The 19,455-nt window shown below is 49.0% G+C and carries 18 protein-coding genes; 3 read left to right on the top strand and 15 right to left on the bottom strand.

Annotation, left to right across the window (positions count from 1 at the left end; translation table 11 throughout):
- Positions 1 to 98: 98 nt before the first annotated feature.
- From ntrB to H6F72_RS19505, 3 genes are all read right to left on the bottom strand, one after another.
- A complete protein-coding gene (gene ntrB / locus H6F72_RS19515) occupies positions 99 to 926 on the bottom strand; it encodes a nitrate ABC transporter permease (RefSeq protein ID WP_190439432.1) in 828 nt (275 codons plus the stop codon).
- Between the two features lie 59 nt (positions 927 to 985).
- Entirely contained in the window at positions 986 to 2,344 is a 1,359-nt protein-coding gene (locus H6F72_RS19510) for a CmpA/NrtA family ABC transporter substrate-binding protein (RefSeq protein WP_190439429.1), read from the bottom strand.
- Positions 2,345 to 2,738: 394 nt separating this feature from the next.
- Positions 2,739 to 3,320: a 2'-5' RNA ligase family protein gene (locus tag H6F72_RS19505; RefSeq protein WP_190439426.1), complete on the bottom strand. Its 582-nt coding sequence runs from the start codon at positions 3,318 to 3,320 to the stop codon at positions 2,739 to 2,741.
- A 59-nt stretch (positions 3,321 to 3,379) separates the two neighbouring features.
- Between H6F72_RS19505 and H6F72_RS19500 the strand changes: the two genes are divergently transcribed.
- A complete protein-coding gene (locus tag H6F72_RS19500; protein WP_190439423.1) occupies positions 3,380 to 3,646 on the top strand; it encodes a YciI family protein in 267 nt (88 codons plus the stop codon).
- Between the two features lie 60 nt (positions 3,647 to 3,706).
- Positions 3,707 to 4,171, top strand: coding sequence for an SsrA-binding protein SmpB (gene smpB / locus H6F72_RS19495; RefSeq protein ID WP_190439420.1), 465 nt, complete (start codon positions 3,707 to 3,709; stop codon positions 4,169 to 4,171).
- 74 nt (positions 4,172 to 4,245) lie between these two features.
- Here smpB and H6F72_RS19490 read toward each other — a convergent pair whose 3' ends face one another.
- From H6F72_RS19490 to H6F72_RS19470, 5 genes are all read right to left on the bottom strand, one after another.
- Positions 4,246 to 5,676: an IctB family putative bicarbonate transporter gene (locus tag H6F72_RS19490; RefSeq protein WP_190439407.1), complete on the bottom strand. Its 1,431-nt coding sequence runs from the start codon at positions 5,674 to 5,676 to the stop codon at positions 4,246 to 4,248.
- Positions 5,677 to 5,783: 107 nt separating this feature from the next.
- Positions 5,784 to 7,340 (bottom strand): GAF domain-containing sensor histidine kinase, encoded by a 1,557-nt coding sequence (locus tag H6F72_RS19485; RefSeq protein WP_242017024.1) that lies wholly within the window; start codon positions 7,338 to 7,340, stop codon positions 5,784 to 5,786.
- Positions 7,341 to 7,972: 632 nt separating this feature from the next.
- A complete protein-coding gene (locus tag H6F72_RS19480) occupies positions 7,973 to 8,746 on the bottom strand; it encodes a GUN4 N-terminal ARM-like repeat domain-containing protein (protein ID WP_370527538.1) in 774 nt (257 codons plus the stop codon).
- A gap of 96 nt (positions 8,747 to 8,842) precedes the next feature.
- On the bottom strand, positions 8,843 to 9,337 hold the full coding sequence (locus H6F72_RS19475) for an adenylyltransferase/cytidyltransferase family protein (protein ID WP_190439404.1): 495 nt from the start codon (positions 9,335 to 9,337) through the stop codon (positions 8,843 to 8,845).
- Between the two features lie 111 nt (positions 9,338 to 9,448).
- Positions 9,449 to 10,105 carry a response regulator transcription factor gene (locus H6F72_RS19470; RefSeq protein ID WP_190439401.1) on the bottom strand — a complete coding sequence of 219 codons (657 nt, stop codon included), beginning with the start codon at positions 10,103 to 10,105 and terminating at the stop codon, positions 9,449 to 9,451.
- 521 nt (positions 10,106 to 10,626) lie between these two features.
- On the opposite strand from H6F72_RS19470, the gene H6F72_RS19465 reads away from it, so the two are divergent.
- Positions 10,627 to 12,051 (top strand): NADP-dependent isocitrate dehydrogenase, encoded by a 1,425-nt coding sequence (locus H6F72_RS19465; protein ID WP_190439398.1) that lies wholly within the window; start codon positions 10,627 to 10,629, stop codon positions 12,049 to 12,051.
- Positions 12,052 to 12,147: 96 nt separating this feature from the next.
- Here the strand turns inward: H6F72_RS19465 and H6F72_RS19460 are convergent, their stop codons facing one another.
- The 7 genes from H6F72_RS19460 to H6F72_RS19430 all read right to left on the bottom strand — a co-directional run bounded on the left by H6F72_RS19460 (position 12,148) and on the right by H6F72_RS19430 (position 19,397).
- Positions 12,148 to 13,209 carry a hypothetical protein gene (locus H6F72_RS19460; protein ID WP_190439395.1) on the bottom strand — a complete coding sequence of 354 codons (1,062 nt, stop codon included), beginning with the start codon at positions 13,207 to 13,209 and terminating at the stop codon, positions 12,148 to 12,150.
- 291 nt (positions 13,210 to 13,500) lie between these two features.
- Complete coding sequence (locus tag H6F72_RS19455; protein ID WP_190439391.1) at positions 13,501 to 14,631, bottom strand: serine/threonine-protein kinase; 1,131 nt, start codon at positions 14,629 to 14,631, stop codon at positions 13,501 to 13,503.
- A gap of 194 nt (positions 14,632 to 14,825) precedes the next feature.
- Positions 14,826 to 15,431: a nucleoside triphosphate pyrophosphatase gene (locus H6F72_RS19450; protein ID WP_190439388.1), complete on the bottom strand. Its 606-nt coding sequence runs from the start codon at positions 15,429 to 15,431 to the stop codon at positions 14,826 to 14,828.
- Between the two features lie 29 nt (positions 15,432 to 15,460).
- Entirely contained in the window at positions 15,461 to 16,003 is a 543-nt protein-coding gene (gene psbP, locus H6F72_RS19445) for a photosystem II reaction center PsbP (RefSeq protein ID WP_190439386.1), read from the bottom strand.
- Between the two features lie 137 nt (positions 16,004 to 16,140).
- On the bottom strand, positions 16,141 to 16,647 hold the full coding sequence (gene yidD, locus H6F72_RS19440; protein ID WP_190439383.1) for a membrane protein insertion efficiency factor YidD: 507 nt from the start codon (positions 16,645 to 16,647) through the stop codon (positions 16,141 to 16,143).
- A gap of 131 nt (positions 16,648 to 16,778) precedes the next feature.
- The gene (gene larB / locus H6F72_RS19435) at positions 16,779 to 17,549 is read right to left on the bottom strand and encodes a nickel pincer cofactor biosynthesis protein LarB (RefSeq protein WP_190439381.1); all 771 of its coding nucleotides are present in this window, start codon (positions 17,547 to 17,549) and stop codon (positions 16,779 to 16,781) included.
- 15 nt (positions 17,550 to 17,564) lie between these two features.
- Positions 17,565 to 19,397, bottom strand: a complete 1,833-nt coding sequence (locus H6F72_RS19430) for an ABC transporter substrate-binding protein (protein WP_242017023.1) — start codon at positions 19,395 to 19,397, stop codon at positions 17,565 to 17,567.
- Positions 19,398 to 19,455: the final 58 nt, after the last annotated feature.

Raw genomic sequence — 19,455 nt, 5'->3', positions numbered from 1 at the left:
GGTTAACAACGCCTGCCTGTATCCTCTGAACTGGCAAAGGCGTGAGTTTGTAAGTGGAGTCCTGCTAGCGAATGCAATGAGTGATGGAGCGATCGCCGCTATTTCTGTTCCGCAGGGACAATTAATGATTCGACATAAGCCATTGCTTTATCTAGTAAGAGACCCACCACACCGATGTAAACCAAGGCCAAGATGATTTCGCTGATCTTATTGGCGTTCCAGGAATCCCAGATAAAGAAGCCAATTCCCACACCTCCGACCAACATCTCTGCCGCAATAATCGCCAACCAAGATAAACCAATCCCGATTCTCAGACCTGTAAAGATGTATGGCAAGGCAGAGGGAATTAGAATGCTGGTGAAATATTCCTGTTTCGAGAGCTGTAAGACTCTAGCTACGTTGTTGTAGTCTTGAGGGATTTGCCGAACGCCTACCGATGTATTGATCAAAATCGGCCAGATAGAAGTAATGAAGATGACGAAGATAGCCGCAGGTTCGTTTTTCTGCAACGCTGCTAGGGAGAGGGGCAACCAAGCCAGGGGAGGAATGGTGCGTAACAACTGAAAGAGGGGGTCAAGGGATTTGTAAATCCCGGTATTAACCCCAATCAAAATACCGAGGCCGATGCCAACGATAGCAGAAGCTGTAAAGCCCACAGCAACTCGCTTTAAGCTAGCCAATAACTGCCAGAACAAACCAACATCGGTGCCACCGCGATCGTAAAAAGGATACAAAATTAAAATCCAAGTCTCTTGCACCACCTGAATCGGACCGGGAAGTGTGGCCCCAGGCAGCCAGCTAAATAGTTGCCAAATCGCTAAAAAGACGGCGATCGCGATCGCAGGTGACTTAACTGCCTTGAATAGGCTACCAATAGAACCAAGTAGATCAAAGCTACGACGGCGGCTTTTGAGGCTGATAGTCATTTGAAAAACTCTCCTTGATGTTGCTTCTTAGGGTTTGGAGCAGAACTAAAATGGTCTACTTACACACGTTTAATCTGGAGACTGTCGAGATAAGCTTTGGGGTTTTCCGGGTCAAATTTGATGCCATCAAAGAAGGTTTCCACACCACGGGAAGTACTTTGAGGGATATCCGCAGCAGCAACTCCTAATTCCTTGGCAGCTTCTCGCCACAAGTCTTCTCGGTTAACTGCGTCGATGATGGTTTTAGCTCTCGCCAAGGTATCCGGAGGTAGGAAATTCCAACGCACGCTCTCTGTGAGGAACCAGAGTTCATGACTCTTGAAAGGATAAGAAACGCTTCCTTTCTCGCCTTTCCAATACAGAGGTGCCATTGAGCGGTCGTCAATTACGCGACCTGTGCCCATGTCGATTTTGCCCATGAAAGGATCGAGGAGGATTTTGACGGACACATTGAGGTATTGCCGACTGGCTAGGATTTCAGACAATTCTTGGCGATTGTTGAAGTCATCGCACCACTGCTGGGCTTCCATCACGGCTTTAAGAATTGCTCTAGTAGCCTTGGGGTGTTTATCTACCCAATCAGCCCGAATCGCTAAATATTCCTCCGGGTGCTCCTTCCACATCTCAGCCGTCAAAGCTGCCATATAACCAACCTTGTCAGCCACAATCCGGTAGGGCCAAGGATCTCCGGTGCTAAAAGCTCCCATTGTGCCAGTCTTCATGTTGGAAACCGTTTGGGCTGAGGGAACTGGTAGCAGGCTGATGTCATTATCTGGATCAATCCCGCCTGCGGCGAACCAGTAACGAATCCAGAAGTCTTGGTTCACATGGGGGAAAGTGTGCGCCGCCACAAACTGGGCTCCTAGAGATTTCTCTTTGCTGATCACCCCTTTTGCCTGACTCGCATTTAAAGCAAACCCAGCTTCCCGATACTTATTCGCGATCGCAATCCCATTGCCATGTGTAACGAGTTGCAATAGGTTGTACATCGGGATTTTTTTGTTGCCCTTCGTGATGATTCCTTCTGAGATCAGGTGAGGCATTGGCATTTGATATTGCCCTCCATGCACGCCGCCACCTTCGAAGCCCGTTTCTGTGTTGTCTCGCATGGTGCCCCAAGAAGACTGCTTATCAAGCACCACATCACTCATGCCATGCCTCGCAAAAAAGCCTTTTTCTTTGGCAATGATCAGCGGAGCAGACTCGATAATAGGGATGTAACCCAGCTTGATCGTGGTGGTTTCTGGCCTTTGCTCTGGGCTCAAGTTAGCTGCTGAGACAGGTTGTACGGCTTGAGACCTAGTAAGTGAATCGGGAGGATTTCCTAAACAGCCGTGGAGAAATATAGAGCCCACCGCAGAGGCTCCAGCCGTGATCAGAAACTTGCGACGCGAAACCGAACGATCAAACGGGCTCATATCCTATCCTTAGAAACTCAGAGGTGAATAGCGCAGCTGTCCTCGAAAGAACGCCAATATCAATCCTCTAGAGACAAAGAGGCTCTAGAGGCAATTAAGCTGAGGCAGAGTTTCGTGAACGGATGACTAGACCCAATGCCGAATCATCAGTTTGACGGACTCTTGCTGCTGAAATAGGTAAAAGTCAGGAGGGAAAGCACAACCCCAAAGCCTGCGATTTGGGACTGTGCAACGTCTTGTGGAAGGGAATTGAACTTCTCTATAGTCAAGATAATACTCTTAGAATCCCATAAAGAAAATACAATGTTTCTGATTTATGGCATAGATTATTCTCTATGATAGAGGCATTAAATCTCTGGAGTAGGGAAGCTGTTGGCAGCAATCGGGTGAGCGACTAATCCGTCCGCAGAGGGGTAGAAGTAGATGATGCCAAGGGGAAGTTTTCGTAGCTGTTCCAGCGCTGGCCGTTATGCAGCAGTAAGGTTAGGTGCAACGCAAGGAACTCAAACTCTAAAGACCGATGTCGAAACTCTGGCCAAGCGGCGCGGAAGTTTTGCTTAGATAAGTCTCGGAACGCTACCGTCATGTGTGGGGCAAACGGACGTTGTTTTGCTTTCTGATCAACAATTCCCAGTGCTGTTTCCATATGAGCGATCAAAGCTTGGTGCAGATCGAGCAGGGCGGGAGTTCTTAAAACATTGATATAAATCACCCGTGGCACAAAGGCACTAAACCCGGATAATGAGATAGGGATAGGGGTTTGAGCGATCGCAAACTCACTCAAACTCTGCCTCAGTGTGTCAATCTCATCCATTGACCACTCGAAGGGAGCCTGTAACGTGATATGCGGCGGAGATTTTTGGGCAGCTCGACTGGCGTATTGCTCGGCGAAGTGCTGCTTAATCTCGTTCGCATAGTCCTGAATTGGCTGCGGCGGCAACAAGGCAACAAAGAAGCGACGTTTTTGCTGGTTCAAAGTGCAAGCTAATCTAGACAGGCTACCTAAATTGATACACCGTTATAAGGAAGACATGCATGCCCTGGTTCGTGAAAATTGAAAAAGGTTTAGTAGATAAACCGCTTTTTGACAAATACGTCCCAGATCACAAAGCTTATGTGCAATCTCTGATTGAGAAGGGACATCAAGCCAAAACGGGTTATTGGGCACAACGAGGAGGAGGGATGTTGCTCTTTAAGGCAGAGTCAATGGATGAAGCGGCTGCGATCGTGGCTCAAGACCCACTCGTACAAAATGGCTGTGTGGATTATCAACTTTACGAGTGGCGAGTTGTAGTTGAATAAGCTGTAGTTAAATTAATTGCTGGCAGTCACAAAGTTTTATTTTTTATTGAAGCGTAAATTATGAGTAAGGATAGTACAGGCTACAAAATCGTTAGTGATAACCGTCAAGCTCGGTTTCAGTACGAGATTCTTGAAACCTATGAAACAGGGATTGAGCTAAGGGGAACCGAAGTCAAATCTATTCGAGCCGGACAAGTCAACTTGCGAGATGGATTTGCTTTGGTGCGAGATGGAGAAGTGGTGTTGCTCAATGTCCATATCTCTCCTCATGAAACCACTAACCAAGCGTTTAACCACGACCCTCGCCGCACCCGCAAGCTACTGATGCATCGCGAAGAAATTCGCAAGCTGATTGGCAAGGTAGAGCAGCAAGGATTAACTTTAGTGCCGCTAAAAATGTATATGAAGCGGGGTTGGGTCAAAGTTGATTTGGCCCTCGTGAAAGGCAAGAAGTTGCACGACAAGCGGGAAGATCTCAAGCGCCGAGACGACAAGCGAGACATGGAACGAGCAATGAAGCGCTAAAGCCCTTACTATTTCGCAACGGTTTGTTTCACAAAGCCAACAAGGGCGAACAGCCGTTCGCCCCTACAGTCAGATTAGGTTTGGGGTAACTCAGCAGATGAGTTTTTGTCTGCCAAGGGTTGAGGTACATAGTAACTAGCAATAATCGCGATCATCAGCCACCAAAGCGTACTGATTTGAGGCCGATACCAAACCGTATCGACAAGGCCATGCACCAACATACCGACAAGGCTGGCGATCGCAGCCATTAGCCAAAAGCCCTCTCGGCTGCCTATGTTGCGTAGACGTTGCAGTTGCAGCCATCCTTGAGTAAACGTAGTTAATAACAACCAAGCAAAACAGGTTAGGCCAATAAGCCCCGTCTCTACTATGATTTCCAGGAGAATCGAGTAAGCGCTCAAGGCACTGTAGCGGGGCGACACCATGTAGGTGGGATAGATTTTGTTAAAGACGGTATTGCCTGGACCCACTCCCAAGATGTAGTTAGGCAACAAACGATTATCTGGATCATCTTGGATCAGCCGAATCACCCCAGCCCACACGTTGATCCGAAAATTATTGCTACTGTCTCCCCTACCTGCAAAGATACTAGCCACGCGATCGCGCAATGGCTCCACCAACAGCACAGCCAGCACTAGAAAGCCTGTGACTCCCCCCAAAACCATGGGTAGCAGCCAAGTTTGCCAGAAGCGAGGTAGCCGTGTACTCAACCAATGGGTTAAGAGCATCAACAAGACAAAGCCAGCGGCCACGACTCCAATCCAGCCACCCCGACTAAAGGTCAACATCAAGCAGCTCGTGTTGACTAAAGTCATGGTCGCGGCCAAAGCCTTCGCGGGCCATCGTCGCCAAGCAAAGCAAGCTGCCAAACTAAAAGCGACTGCTGGAACTAAATATCCTGCTAGCAAGTTGGGATTGCCTAGATAGCTATATACCCGCGTTGTCTTAGCCAGGGGTGATTCTGGATCAACCCAAGTAGCCAAGGCAGTCGTGCCTAGACGCCACTGTTGTAAGCCGTACACACTGACAATCAACGATACGTGTAAGTAGAGCGTAATCACCCAAGAGCGGAGTCTAGGCGATCGCAGTATACGGGCCATCAGAGCAAACAGCACCAGATAAAGGGTTAGCTTGCCCCAACCCACCAACGCGGCTTGCTTCACCGGAGATAGAGCCGTTGCAACTGTCGAAACACCCCAGTACAACAAGACTAATAAGTGAATGGGGGTGCTAAATTTTGACTCAGCTGAGTCTGAAATTGTCAGGAGTGCCCAATAGCCCAGACAGGCAGCCAGCAGCATGCCGATCAAGCCATTAGAGACGAACGGAGCGAGGCCAAAGACAAAACTCAGCAGTAAGGCTCCAATGGGTTCCGACCATTGCATCAGCCAACTACTTTGCCGCCATGCTTGTAATGGGCCGACCAGTCGATATAAATAGCTTCCACCCCGCCACTGCGCCAGGGACAAATTGGCGAGAGTAAGCTGTTGCCACGCTGAGTTCATAGGCTGTTTTCTGTCGGTCAAAGGGAAACGGCTGTAGCTACCGCAAAGGTCATTGCCATTATCCCTAAAAACAACCCCTCAGCAAGCTCGGTCCGGAAGAATCCCGATTAGAGGACTTCCTCCAGTTCAGTCATTTGCGGCAAACTGACCACATAACGATATCCTGACTCCGGGGTCCCTTGGATCGAGACTTGCCCACCATGCATCTCTGCTAGCTGGCGGCTCAAAAGCACTCCCAAACTTTCGCGAGAACCAATTTCTTGACTAGATTCTACGGCTTCTGTCGTTTCTGCGGCAGTTAAAGCACTGGTGCTCGTAGTCCCGATCGCTAAGCCATTGTCTGCATTATTATTCCAGGTCTGATGCCCAGAATAGGCTGTCTCAGAGCCATTAATTCCGGCAGGAGTAGGAGCTTGATAAGTATAGAGTTCCGTGTTGGGCAGACTATCTCCTAACCAAGGATGAGAAACCCAAATTGCAATATTTAGTCGATTTTGCTTCCGAGAAACATGAATCCGGACAATGCTTCCGGCACTTGATGCCTGGATAACACCAAACACTAAGTGATACAGAATCTGTCTGACTTTATTTTTGTCTAACAACCAAATGCGAGAACCTGGCTCAATGCTTAGGCGAATTTGTTGTTCCCGTCGGTTGGCAGCCTGCTCCAAAGTATTGATCGCTTGCTGGCACAACATCTCAATATCTACAGAAGCCAGGTTGAGCGTTTCAGCGCGATCGTCTAGTGTTCCTAACTCTAGAATTTCATTCACTAGCGAGAGGAGATACTGTCCGCTCTGATAAATAATGTTGAGATATTCTTTTTGCTTAGTCGTAAGCGGGCCGTAAATCTCCCGATTCAACACACTCGCCATTCCCATCACTGAGGTTAAGGGGGTGCGTAGTTCTTGAGTCAGTTGGGCCAACAACTGAATTTTGACTGGATTGTTGAAGGGCGCTTGGACTAACGCTAATTTTTCTGCCTGACTAACATTCCGGGCCGCTTGCTCTAGTGAAATGGCAAGAGCACTGGTAGAGGCGACATTGATTTCATAGCCCAACTCACCAACGGAGCCTGGGAGAGCCTGAATGTGAGGAGCTATTTGCTGCGCTTTGACAAGACGATTGCGCTCAAACTCACTCATACTCCATCGGGCTGTGAGTTCTAAGAACTGAATCTCCCGGCTAGTGAAATTACGGGGGACTAAATCCATCACAGCTAAGGTACCTAGGCAATTGCCAGCGGAGTCTACTAAGGGAACGCCTAAGTAAGCCCGGATACGATAACGTTGTGCTAGCAAACTAGTGGCAAGGTCTGGATCGGCACTAGTGTCATTAATCGCTAAGACTTGCTGGTTCTCAATCACCTTGCTACAGAAAGAATCACTGCGTAGCATCTGGCGAGAGGCGGCCAACTCATTCATCAGACCTAGCCGAGACAAGCCTACCGCTGACTTAATCCATTGGCGGTCCTGATCAATAACACCCAACATACAAACAGGGATGTCTAAAAAGAGGGCAGCTGTTTGCGTAGCCTCTTCAAAAACTGGAACACTTTCTGCCTCTAGCAGCCCCAAGTCTACCAACGCTAACAAGCGTTGCTGTTCTTGAGCTGAGCTTGCCAAGCTGTTGTGATGAAAAAATAGTCTGTTTTCAGGGTTCATTATTCTAACCCCTACCCCCATATGTGTTGACCATGTGACTCATCTAGCTCTTACCAAGGGTAGTCAACTATACAGAGAATGCCCTAACTCTGTGCATGACAAACGTGGTGAAGTGAAAGATTAACGAATTGAATGATTAATGAACCAACCCTAAAATCTGCTGCACTTGGCTCACAATCGTCTCTGCCATCACTATGCCCAAACCTAGGATGCAATCAACATTCTAGAGTCCGTTGAATCAGGTATCTGGATGATGCTATGAGATGTAAATTGATGCCATACCTCAGAGAATATACTGATGCCAACCATGAAACTATCTAGAATTCGAAATAGGACATATTAGACAGGGAGAGAAATCAATTCAGGACTTCTCGATAAGTAGGGCGACCCAAGACGAAGGCATGATTTGAGCCTACAACTCTTGGCTACGCTACAGTTTTCAGGTGTAGTAGAAAAATTCCCGGAAAAAGTAAAAATTTTATAAAGCTGCAGTATCAAATTAAGCTGTTAAATACAAGGCTATAGTACCTCTGGCGTGTTACATATTTCTGGATTCAGCCAGGATTTATCCCTGCGTATGCCTTAGACTGGAGTGCTAACTGTTTGGGTGACTGAGCGCACTTTTGCCAGTGCTATTTGGCGGTAGGAGCGCTAAGCCACGCAGGGTGAGCTAGGAGGGCGGCCATCACTCGCACGCCTCGTAGCTGGTTAGACAGGGGTAGATGGCCTCTAGGAGCGCTAAGGTTCCAGGTAAACCCTTGAGGATAGCGAGTCCAGTTGTTGGCAGCTTTCCAGCCAATTTTAGGCCAAAGCTTGTCCCAGTCTTTGCCAACGCTCAGCCAAATTTCTCGTTGCACAGAAAAGCCAAATTTGCCTTCGGAATGCACAAGCCAGAGGCTGTTAATGGTTTGTAAGTCTGTGATTGGTAGGCTACCAACTTCTGTAAAGTAGACCCATTTACGTTGGGCTGCGGCAGGACCCGCTAATTCACAGAGTTTCTCTAAGGTAAGGCGATCGGCTGCTTCTAGTTCTTGTTGAGCCAGTAACTTTTGCAGTTCGCTGTAGTCAATGTTGCCCTCAGAGCGCAGAGGAACAATACCTGTAGGGAAGTGGGTTTGAAGAAATTCTGCGGCTTTGGGAGAATTGGCTGCATAAAGCGCTTGATACGCTGTGCCTTCAACGAAGCTTGGAACGGCAGCACGGCGCTCTAGCAGAAACTCCATCAATAAGGCTAGCCCTACTTCGTCTGCCTGAATGATGTCTTGCAAGGCTTGCAACTGAGTCTTAGGAGAGTCCGACTTTAACTTGAGCCGGAGGTCGTCTAGGTGACTCGCGGTATGGGTTGCAGAAGAGAGATTTGAATCAGTAGTGAAACCGCTCATGTCAAGTTGCTGCAATTCATTCATGGACTGGAAGCTCTTGCCCAACGCAGGCTGGAAAAATTAGCTGGAATCTAAATGCCCCCGATCGCTGCTGGATAGCCGCGCCTCAGAAAGCTCATTTTATCCGCTGGACTGCAAAATTCGATTGATGATGGCTGTGGAAGAGGTAGGTACTTCTACAGGAACAAACTCTATCTGACCCCCACAGGCTCGGACACTGGACGCTTCTGGTAAAGTCTCCAGCTGATAGTCTCCGCCTTTGACATAGACATCAGGTTTAAGGGCGGCAATTAGGGGATCAGCAGTGGTTTCTGCAAAGACAACGACTGCATCTACAGGTTTGAGCGCTGCTAAGAGTTCGGCTCGCTGCTCTGCTGGAACAATTGGTCGAGGTGGCTGTCCTGGTGTGTGAGGTTTAATGGCGGCAACAGAAGCGTCATGATTGAGACCAACCACTAGCGATCGCCCTAGAGTTTTTGCCGACTGGAGGTAGCGGATATGTCCAACGTGGAGTAGATCGAAGCAACCGTTAGTGAACACTAAAGGTCGCCAGCGGTTTGGCGCTGCGGCAATTGCTTGCTGTAGTTCAGTCAAGGTATAAACGCCAGGAATCATCACTTAGCTTTGCTCTCAGCAGTCAATCAATTTCCTGCGGAGATGCTCCGCCCAACCCTTATGGTACCAACAAATCACTCCGTAACTCTGCTGAGCCTGGATTCGGCTTAGTTACTCTGCCTCTTTCGCTTCCGTGGGGGGATGATAGCCTCTCTCAAAGGCAAAGCGAACGAGCTGGGAACGATTTTCCAGCTGCAACTTACTCAGGATATTGCTGAGGTGAGTTTGCACAGTGCGGGGACTGACAAATAAGCGATCGCCAATTTGCTTGTTGGTATAGCCTTGAATCACTTCCCAAAAGACTTTTTCCTCAGCGGGAGTGAGCGGTAGGGGGGTGGGACTGGCTTCAGTAGTAACGTTGGATTGCTGAATTAAGCGAATGATCTCAGCATGAGTGCGGCGCGATCGCTCTAACTGGGCCTCAATTTTGGCGACTAGTTCCCTCGGCTCAAACGGTTTGATTAAGTAGTCATCTGCGCCAATGTCATGCCCTTGAATGCGGTCTTCAACTTCTCCTCGGCTAGACAGAAAGATAAAGGGTACAAGCTGACCAGAGCGCATGGCCCGAAGACGGCGACAAAATTCGAACCCGTCCATTTCTGGCATCATGACATCCGATACAACTAAATCCGGAGAGCTTTGTTCAAAAGCTGATAGTCCTTCGACTCCAGAGCCAGCGTCTTGAACCACGTATCCACGATTTTGGAGGTAGCGTGTTAAAGCGATTCGTAAAGTAGTATCGTCATCGACGACTAAAATTCTTTTCATCCAAGCTCTCACGCACGCAGTACAAACAGCTTAACAGGCACTCAATCTATTCCTAATATGGGTTGTATATCAGTTTGCTTAAGATTGCTGAAGCAAACTAGGAATGATTTTTGTTGATACAGCAGTCTTAAATAATTTATGTAATTGGCGGGTTGTGAAAAGCCCACCCTCGGGAATGCGACTCTGACAACCCATTGGAGATCGCTATAATGCTGCCTTGATTTAGTAAAACTAAATTCTATTGCCACTTCTATTGTAAGAATTCCCTCCTATCAGCTCACTATTTAGGTTGTGTACTCTAGGAATGTTGCTAATTCATTCAAGAATTTGGAGCCAACCAGAGCTGGTTGCGTCCTAGCAGTGCCACAAGCCTGATAGCCTACCAGAGAAATATGGAGCATGGATAGCCACGTCAACAAAAGTAACTTGGTTCAGATTGAGTGTTTTTTTACCCGCGCGATCGCTTAGCATATTCCCCTGAACCCTTTTGCTGTGTGGTAATCAGGAGCCGCTGTTAGGTTATGTACGAAAAGCTTACGCCCCCCGAAACTGGAAGCCGCATTACGTTTGAGAACGGAGAACCCATTGTTCCTGACAACCCGATTGTGCCGTTTATTCGGGGAGATGGTACGGGAATTGATATTTGGCCAGCAGCCCAAAAGGTGTTTGATGCCGCAGTACAAGCGGCTTATGGTGGCAAGCGCCAAATTGCTTGGTTCAAGATTTATGCTGGCGATGAAGCTTGCGAGAAGTATGGTACCTATCAGTACTTACCAGAAGACACTTTAAACGCCATCAAGGAGTATGGAGTTGCGATTAAAGGACCGCTCACAACTCCCGTGGGTGGTGGTATTCGCTCGCTCAACGTGGCTCTACGTCAAATTCACGACCTTTATGCCTGTGTACGTCCTTGTAAGTATTATCCAGGTACCCCTTCGCCACACAAAAGCCCAGAAAAGCTGGATGTGATTGTCTATCGGGAGAATACTGAAGACATTTACCTAGGCATTGAGTGGCGGCAGGGCAGTGAAATCGGCGATCGCTTGATTAAGTTGCTAAACACCGATTTGATTCCTGCGACTCCAGAGCACCGCAACAAACAAATTCCCTTAGATTCGGGGATTGGCATTAAGCCTATCAGTAAGACAGGCTCTCAGCGTCTCGTGCGACGAGCCATTAAACATGCGCTACGACTTCCCGCGAAAAAGCAAATGGTGACTTTAGTGCACAAAGGCAACATTATGAAGTACACCGAAGGTGCATTCCGGGATTGGGGTTATGAGTTAGCTACAACTGAGTTTCGTCATGAATGCGTGACAGAGCGAGAGTCTTGGATTCTGGGTAACAAAGAAGGCAACCCTAACCTTTCTGTAGAAGACAATGCTCGCCAAATTGAACCAGGTTACGACGCTCTGACTGAGGAAAAGCAAGCGCAGATTCGTCAAGAAGTGGAAACAGTGCTTAACGCTATTTGGGATACCCACGGCAACGGTCAGTGGAAGACCAAAGTGATGGTGAATGACCGCATTGCAGATAGCATTTTCCAGCAGATCCAGACTCGACCGGATGAATACTCGATTCTGGCCACGATGAATCTGAATGGAGACTACTTATCTGATGCGGCAGCGGCGATCGTCGGGGGCTTGGGGATGGGACCCGGGGCCAATATTGGGGATAGTTGTGCCATCTTTGAGGCGACTCATGGCACGGCTCCTAAGCATGCTGGGCTCGATCGCATTAATCCTGGGTCGGTGATTTTATCTGGGGTGATGATGCTGGAATATATGGGCTGGCAAGAAGCAGCCGACCTGATTAAGAGGGGAATTGGTGCGGCAATTTCTCAGGGTGAAGTCACCTATGACTTGGCTCGCATGATGGAGCCTCCAGTAGAACCACTAAAGTGTTCGGAATTTGCTGAAGCAATTATTCAGCACTTTAATGACTAAGCGACTAGAAAGAGCAGCCTAGGAGCTAGAAGGCAAGAGCCAGAACTTTATAGTTTTCTTGGTTCCTGCCTTCCCTGTAAGATTTGACTCAATGATTTACGGATTAGAGAAGGTGTTAATTTGTCCGCCTCCAATGTTTCGTCCTGGAACCCGACGCGGCGTGGAGAAGGGCTGTTGATTCAGTTGGCTGGGCTGAATGCCTGCATTGCCAGAAAAGCCAGAGTTGTTGAAGCCGTTGTTGTTTTGAGATCCTGAAAAAGAAGACTGCCCGAAGTTGGGGTTTAAGTTAGTGCTCGGCACCACTGGGGCGATCGCTGGGGCATCAGGGACAACAGGCGCAATCCCAGAGGGAAGGCTGCTATCTGGCTGGGGCTGAGTCAGATAGTTAAAGGAGTTGCTAGGAGGAGCACTACTCACCCCTGGAGTGGAACTGTAGTTGATGCCGCCATTACTAAAACCAGGAGCGATCGCATTGGGTTGAGCAGAGGGCTGAGTGGAGCTAGGCGAAGTGGTGTTATTGTCCAGTCCCGTCGTCGGGCTTGATGGAGAAGCGCCTGCGGCATTTTTCTGTAATTGAGCCTGCTCTATTGCGGTTTGAAGGGCACTAACAGGGGCTGAAGCAGGGGTACTAGAGGTGTTCGGCAAATTTAAACTAGGGATAGTGGAAGCTTTAGGGGGAGCTAATAAAGCACTTGGCGCTGTAGTGGGCAAGCCAGGCGCGTTAAGCCCTGTAAATCCAGGCGTTGCCCCGTCTCCGGGTTGACTGGGTAAACCCCCGTTAGAGCTGAGCAGGGGTGATGTAGCCGATCCGGGAGCAGATAAACTGTTGCTGGGCGTGCTGTTGCCGTTCTGAGTAGTGGCTGGGTTCTTAGGTTTCAGCAGCTCACTAAACAGGCTCGGCTTGGTAGCTACCTTGTCCTTGCCGCCTTCCTGCTTATTTTGGGCTTGGTCAGCAGGAGCGCTGTTAAGTTGGTTTAGTAGTAGCGGCAAACTGTCAATATCCGCGCCAATGGCTCCATCTTCCGATGAGACGGCAGGATTAAACCCACCCTCAACATTCGTAGCGCTCTGAGTATTTTCAAACCACTCTGGATGCAACCAATATTCCAGGGTAAATAGCACAATCAGCATCAAGATGATGCCAGGTCCCCATACCATAGGCTGCTTTAGAGCCCGTAGTCTGGCTTTCAGGTGACTAACTGGAGCAGGAAGCTGTTTCGAAAATGGCATGGCACTACGCAGCAAAGTGAATAGTCGCAGGTTGTTACAGTCAGAATAACTTCAGTTGCTCAGATATCCAAGCTTGGGATAACGAGTCTGAGTTTAACTTTAACTAAAACCTGTTTACGTTCAATCTAAGTTCAATTAGCTCCGGAACGCCTCTAACGTCCGGAGCACTTCATGAAAGTTTTGATGCTGATACCAACCAACTTTACTTGAGTTGCTGCCTCAAGTGTCTTGGTGACGAAACTGAGTCCGAGCTGGGGTAGTCACAGCACCGACCGGAACTAGGTGCTTCTGTTTGATCAAATTTCGGTTTTGTAACTTTGTCTTCCATTCGCGAATAGCGATCGCCGTTCTGGTAATCGGAGACTGATAACCATCAGCCGCTCCAGCGGTACTTGAATGTTCTGGTTCAGGGCGGTGGGGTTGTACCGTCATGCAATTGGAAAGGCTATCCAGATAGGGCTCTAGATTGAGTGCCCGGAGTAAAGCCTCGGCTGATGGGTAGCGATCGCGTGGCGCATGGTGCAACATCTTGGTGAGCACGCGACCAAAATGCTCACTGACTTGAGCTGAGCCTTGCCAGTCGATTTCCCCTGTACTGGGGTCGTAGTCAAAATCGAACGGGGACTTGCCTGTGAGCAGATACACGCAAGTAACGCCCAAAGCGTAGATATCACTAGCAAAGACTGGGCGCATCGACAGTTGCTCTGGCGGAGCGAAGCCAACAGTACCAATAAAATGCGTAGTAGGGGCTCGCTGACTGGTGTCTTCCAATCGTGCAATCTGCTCCTTGACAGCACCGAAGTCAATCAGAACGAGCCGACCGTCATCTCGGCAACGAATAATATTTTGGGGTTTAATGTCTCGGTGGATGACTCGGTGGCTGTGGACGTAGCGCAGAAGCGGCAGCATCTCTACCAGAAATCGCTTGACCACTACCTCAGATTGGGGACCGTAGCGCCGAATCTCCCGGGCGAGGGTAGAGCCACGGACGTATTCTTGCACGAGATAGAACTCGCCGTCCGCCTCAAAGTAGTCCAATAATTGAGGGATTTGCGCGTGACTGCCTAATTTGCTAAGAGTTTTGGCTTCTTGCTCAAATCGCTTCCGGGCTCGATCCAACGTCACAGGATCGTTGACTTTGGGACACAGTTGCTTAATGACACAGAGTGGGTGATATGGCAAGGAGACATCCCGCGCTAGGAAAGTGACCCCAAAGCCACCGCGACCTAGAACACGCAAAACCTTGTAGCGATCGCGAAACAACTGGATTGAACCACAAACTTGGCCTGGTGCCGTTTGGTTCAAGATGTTAGCGCGAAAATTAGATAGATCTGCTAATGAAGGAGCCATCAGACTTTACTCATGACTGCTGGAATAAAAGATTCCAAGCCAGCTTCATACAAACTTTAACTGGTATGGAGCCTTAGCAATGTGATCTAGGACAGACCACCAAAGGATTTGCTTGCTATTTACAGTCTAGTCAGAGATGTCTCGATTTTGTTGAAATCTTTATACTACCTTAGTTAGAATATTGGGTTTAGTTATCAGCTAATAGTCCTACCCCAAAAGTCGGTAATGTCATAGCCTAAGTCGCTCACCATTTGTCGGAGCAGTGGCATGCTCAAGCCGATCACGTTGGTATGACAGCCTTCTAGCTTCTCGACAAAAGCGCTGCCTTTTCCTTCCAAGGCAAAACAGCCCGCACAATTCAACGGTTCACCTGTCGCCACGTATGCCTCAATTTGGCGATCGCTGACATTGGCAAAGTAGACGCGAGTCACACGGCAGCGGACTAGGGATTGGTTTCGGGTGAGGTCAATCAGGGCGTGGCCTGTGTATAAATCACCAATTTTTCCCCGCATTTGTTGCCAACGGGCGATCGCATCGGCTGCATCAGCGGGTTTGCCGTGAATTTCTCCGTCAATCGCTAAGACAGAGTCGCAGCCTAGAATCAGGGCTTCTGTAAAGTAAGGGGTGACGGTTTCAGCTTTACGCAGCGCCAGCGTTTGCACCAAGTCTGCTGGATTTGATAGCTGTACCTGAGACTCGTCAAAATTGCTCTGACTGACAAGTGGCTGAATGCCAGCATTCTGTAGCAAGCGACGACGAGCGGGAGAAGCGGAGGCTAAAACAAACTGTGGGATACCCATCCAACCTTAATTAACTGGACTTACTGGACTTAATTAACTGAAAAAGAGTTGACGACGTTTGAAAATAAACTACGCACTTTGGGCCACCGTTGCTCGGTAGTGGAAGCGTTTAATGTGTAAAGCCGACCATTGCTCACCACTACACTAGCGAGATTGTGCCGTTGTTGGTTGTTGGGCAACTGCACTGCATATTCCAAGGTGTAATAGGTTTTGCCATTGAACTCGCGGGAATCGGCGGTGACTAGTTCGGCTTTGCGCTTAGACCCTGTGGGAGCGATCGCACTTTTGGAGAGTTGATAGCCGACTTCACCCGGACTGCCTAAATCCTGTAGCGTTTTCTGGTTGGGGACAGGATTGATCACAATGCTGACGTTCTCAGTCGGCTCAATCAAATCGTGCAGCACGACATCTGGACCGTTGGTGACTTTAACTTCGCTCCAACCGAGTGGATACAGAAATTGGTAACCATCAATGCTGTCCACATAGCTAGTCATGCCGCTGGTGGCTGAAGCGGCACAACCAGAGAGGCTGAGACATAAAACGATCAAGAGTGCTGCGATTTTTCTCAGCATTGCCATACCCTTCCCCGATGTACTAACCAAAGAGTCCGTGAAGTTAATTCAAGAACTTACTGGCTCCGTGGTTTTGTGCCTTTATTGTCTCATTTAGGGGGAATTCGGCAGCAGGAAGTATTGCCAAGCTAAATCGTTTAGCTACAACTGCCACAATCACCACTGCCACAGTCACCCCCACTACAATCGCAGCTAGAGCAGTCTAGACCAGAGCCGCAATCCAGGTCAGCGCAATTGGCCTGCTCTCCCCATTTAAAGTTCATGCAATCGGCGCAATCAATACAGGACAGTAACCCGTCTACTCCATAACAGTCGTTTTGTGGCTGGGAGCTGCGATCGCGCCTTTTCTCTTCCCCCTCTTGCTCGATCTTGCTGGCCGCTTGCAGTCTGCAATGGTTTCTCCGAGCTTGCAAAATCTGGTTAGCAACCTTGCATTCAGCGAAGCGCGATCGCGTGGCTGGAATGGCAGTCCACAAGCCTTGCTCTAGAATCACCCGCTTCACATATTGTGAGCAGGATTCACCTCCATGCAGCACCCGATGGGCACAGGAGAAACCTTTGCGGGGGGAGAGATGTTTTTGGTACCCAGCGATCGCACTGGCCGCTGCTTGACGAAGCCAAAGATCAGGGATTGACGTTTCCATTGCAGGCGAATTTCAACTCAGAAGCTCAAGGAATTGATACAGGCAGCAGTGTCAGCCTATACCAGGACTATGAAATAGCTACTGTAGAATTCATCAGAGTTGTGCAGGGTTCCAGGCAGACTTGCAAATCTTTATCGCAGCTTCTGCGCCGTGCGGAGAATTTGCCCTGCCAGAACTGCTGCGCCGAAACCATTGTCAATATTCACCACACCAATCCCAGCGGCACAGGAGTTGAGCATGGTGAGCAAAGCAGCTAAGCCATTGAAACTAGCGCCATAGCCAATACTTGTGGGTACTGCGATCACAGGGCAATCGGTCAAGCCACCGACCACGCTGGGTAAGGCTCCTTCCATACCTGCTACCACAATCAACACGTCTGCTTCCGCGATCGCCTGACGGTTACTGAGCAAACGATGAATGCCCGCCACTCCGACATCCCAAAACCGCTTGACTTGAAAACCAGACAGTTCGGCGGTGATGGCGGCTTCTTCAGCTACAGGCAGATCGGCTGTACCCGCTGACAGCAAACCAATCGTCCCAGAATGGCGAGGTTCTAAACGGGCAGGCACTAAGGCGCAAATCCGAGCCAGGGCGTAGTAATGCAATTCTGGAATCTGCTCTCGCAATTGAGCGTACACATTAGGTTCGATCCGAGTCGCCATGACGACTGGATTGCGATCGCGCATCACCTTGATAATTTCAATAATTTGCTCTGGGGTTTTGCCCGGACCCCAAATCACCTCAGGGAATCCTGTTCGCAGGGTGCGGTGGTGATCAATGCGAGCAAAATCTTCAACAGGTTCAAAATCAAAATGCTTGAGTTTTTCTAGGGCTGAGTCAGGGCTGACTTCACCGTGAGCTACAGCTTGCAGGAGGAGACGGATGGCTTCGGGTTGGGTCACAGGATTCAGAATTAGTTAATCTTTGTTGTCTTCAATTTTAAGTTCTGCGATATTCCACAATCCCCAACTGGGTAAACCTGTGTACTGAATTCCCTGGATGCGATCGCGCACCGCCACGATGGCAATTTCATTCACCAGGTAAATCACGGGCAATTGCTCCTGCACAATTCGCTGAAAATCGCCGTAAATCGCTTTGCGCTTAGTTTCGTCTAGCTCTCTGGCACCAGCAGTATACAGGCGATCGATTTCTAGCTCCCAATCTTTCGGTTGCCAGCCTTGAATCGGTGGTTGTCCTGGCTGTTGCTTCAGGTTTAAGGAATGCGACCCACCACTACTCAGCCACAGATTCGCCGCTCCGTGGGGTTCAATGCCACCCGTAAAGCCGATCATATGAGCTTCCCAATCCCGCGAGCTAGAAACTTTATCTAGCAAAGTGTTGAAGCTAATTGGAGTGAAATCAACTTGAATGCCAATAGCAGCTAGGTCTTGCTTGATCTGCGCTCCCATCGCAACTCGCTGACGATTTTCTGCGTTAGTGAGCAATGTAAAACGGATTGGGTGGTTTTCCGCATCAAGCAACTGGCCTTGGGCGTTGTACTTAAAGCCTGCGCTTTTCAAGAGCTGTCGCGCTTTTTGCAGATTGTAATCGTAGGTTTTTAGCCCTTCTTGGGGTGAGAGATAGTAAGGGCTTTGCACCGAAATGGGCGAATCTTGCAGCTCACTAATGCCCCGAAACAGGTTGTTATTCATGCGGGGGCGATCGATGGCGTGGGCGATCGCTTGCCGAAAGGCCAAGGTGTTGAACCACTTAGACTTAATGGGGTCTACAAAGGGCCGATTATTTTTGTCTCTCGCTTCCGTTAGGTTAAAGGTGAGATAGGTAGTACCCGACCAAGGGCCACCATTGTAAAGCTTAAATTTGCCCCGCTTTTCTTCCCGTTTTAACAACGAAAAATACTCTGGGCGTAGAGGTCGCACATCACCCATCACATCCAAATCGCCAGAGCGAAATCGTAGCAGTTGAGTGTCGGTGTTTTCGATAAATTGCCAAACAAGCCGCTCGATATAGGGTAGGGGTTGGCCTTGAGGATCGCGCCGCCAGTAGTAAGGGTTGCGACGAAACACAATCCGCTGTCCCGAAACGTAACTTTCGACTTGGTAGGGACCGTTGACGACTAGTTGCTTGGGATTGGTAGCTGTACTCCAAGTGGAAATGAACTGGGGGTTGCCATCGGAACTGAGTGTCTGCACCGATCGCTCTAAAGCATGTTTAGGCAAAATCGGCGCACCATCATGTCCTGCCAGCGATCGCAGCAACGGCGCAAACGGTTCAGGCAAAATAAATTCTACCCGGCGATCGTCTAGTTGCTGTACCTGCGGGAAAGCTCGGTTACCACCAATCCGTAAGCTATCGGCATAATCCGTGGGAATTTCTGGGTTGAAGATGACCTGCTGAAAGGTAAAGACGACATCTGCCGCCGTCAGCGGTTGACCATCCGACCATTGCAGATTTGGCCTTAAATTGAAGATGACCCGCTGTTTATTAGCTGAAATGCTCCAAGATTCTGCCAGAGCAGGTTCTACCTCACCCGTCACCCCGTTTTCTCGCAGCAGATGCTCCTCGGTAAAGAGAAACACATTGGGAAATTCTTGGTTAAAGGTGGGATTAAACGTTTTGGGATCGCTCAAGGATGTCAGAACTAATTGCGGCACTTGGGCGGCAGCAGTGCGGAACTCCGTTGGACGACACCCAGTTAAGAGTAGAGAGGGCGCGATCGCCAAACTCAATACCAGCAGGACAGAGAGCCAACGACGGAGCAATTTCATCCCAAAAGAAATAGCGGTCATGGAGACGTTGCAAAGCTTTTCAGCATCATAAACCGCTATGTTATTTGTGTCTGAATGA

Source organism: Trichocoleus sp. FACHB-46, assembly GCF_014695385.1.
GTDB lineage: Bacteria > Cyanobacteriota > Cyanobacteriia > FACHB-46 > FACHB-46 > Trichocoleus.
The sequence above is the reverse complement of the archived record's forward strand: the minus strand, read 5'-3'. Positions and strand labels throughout refer to the sequence as shown.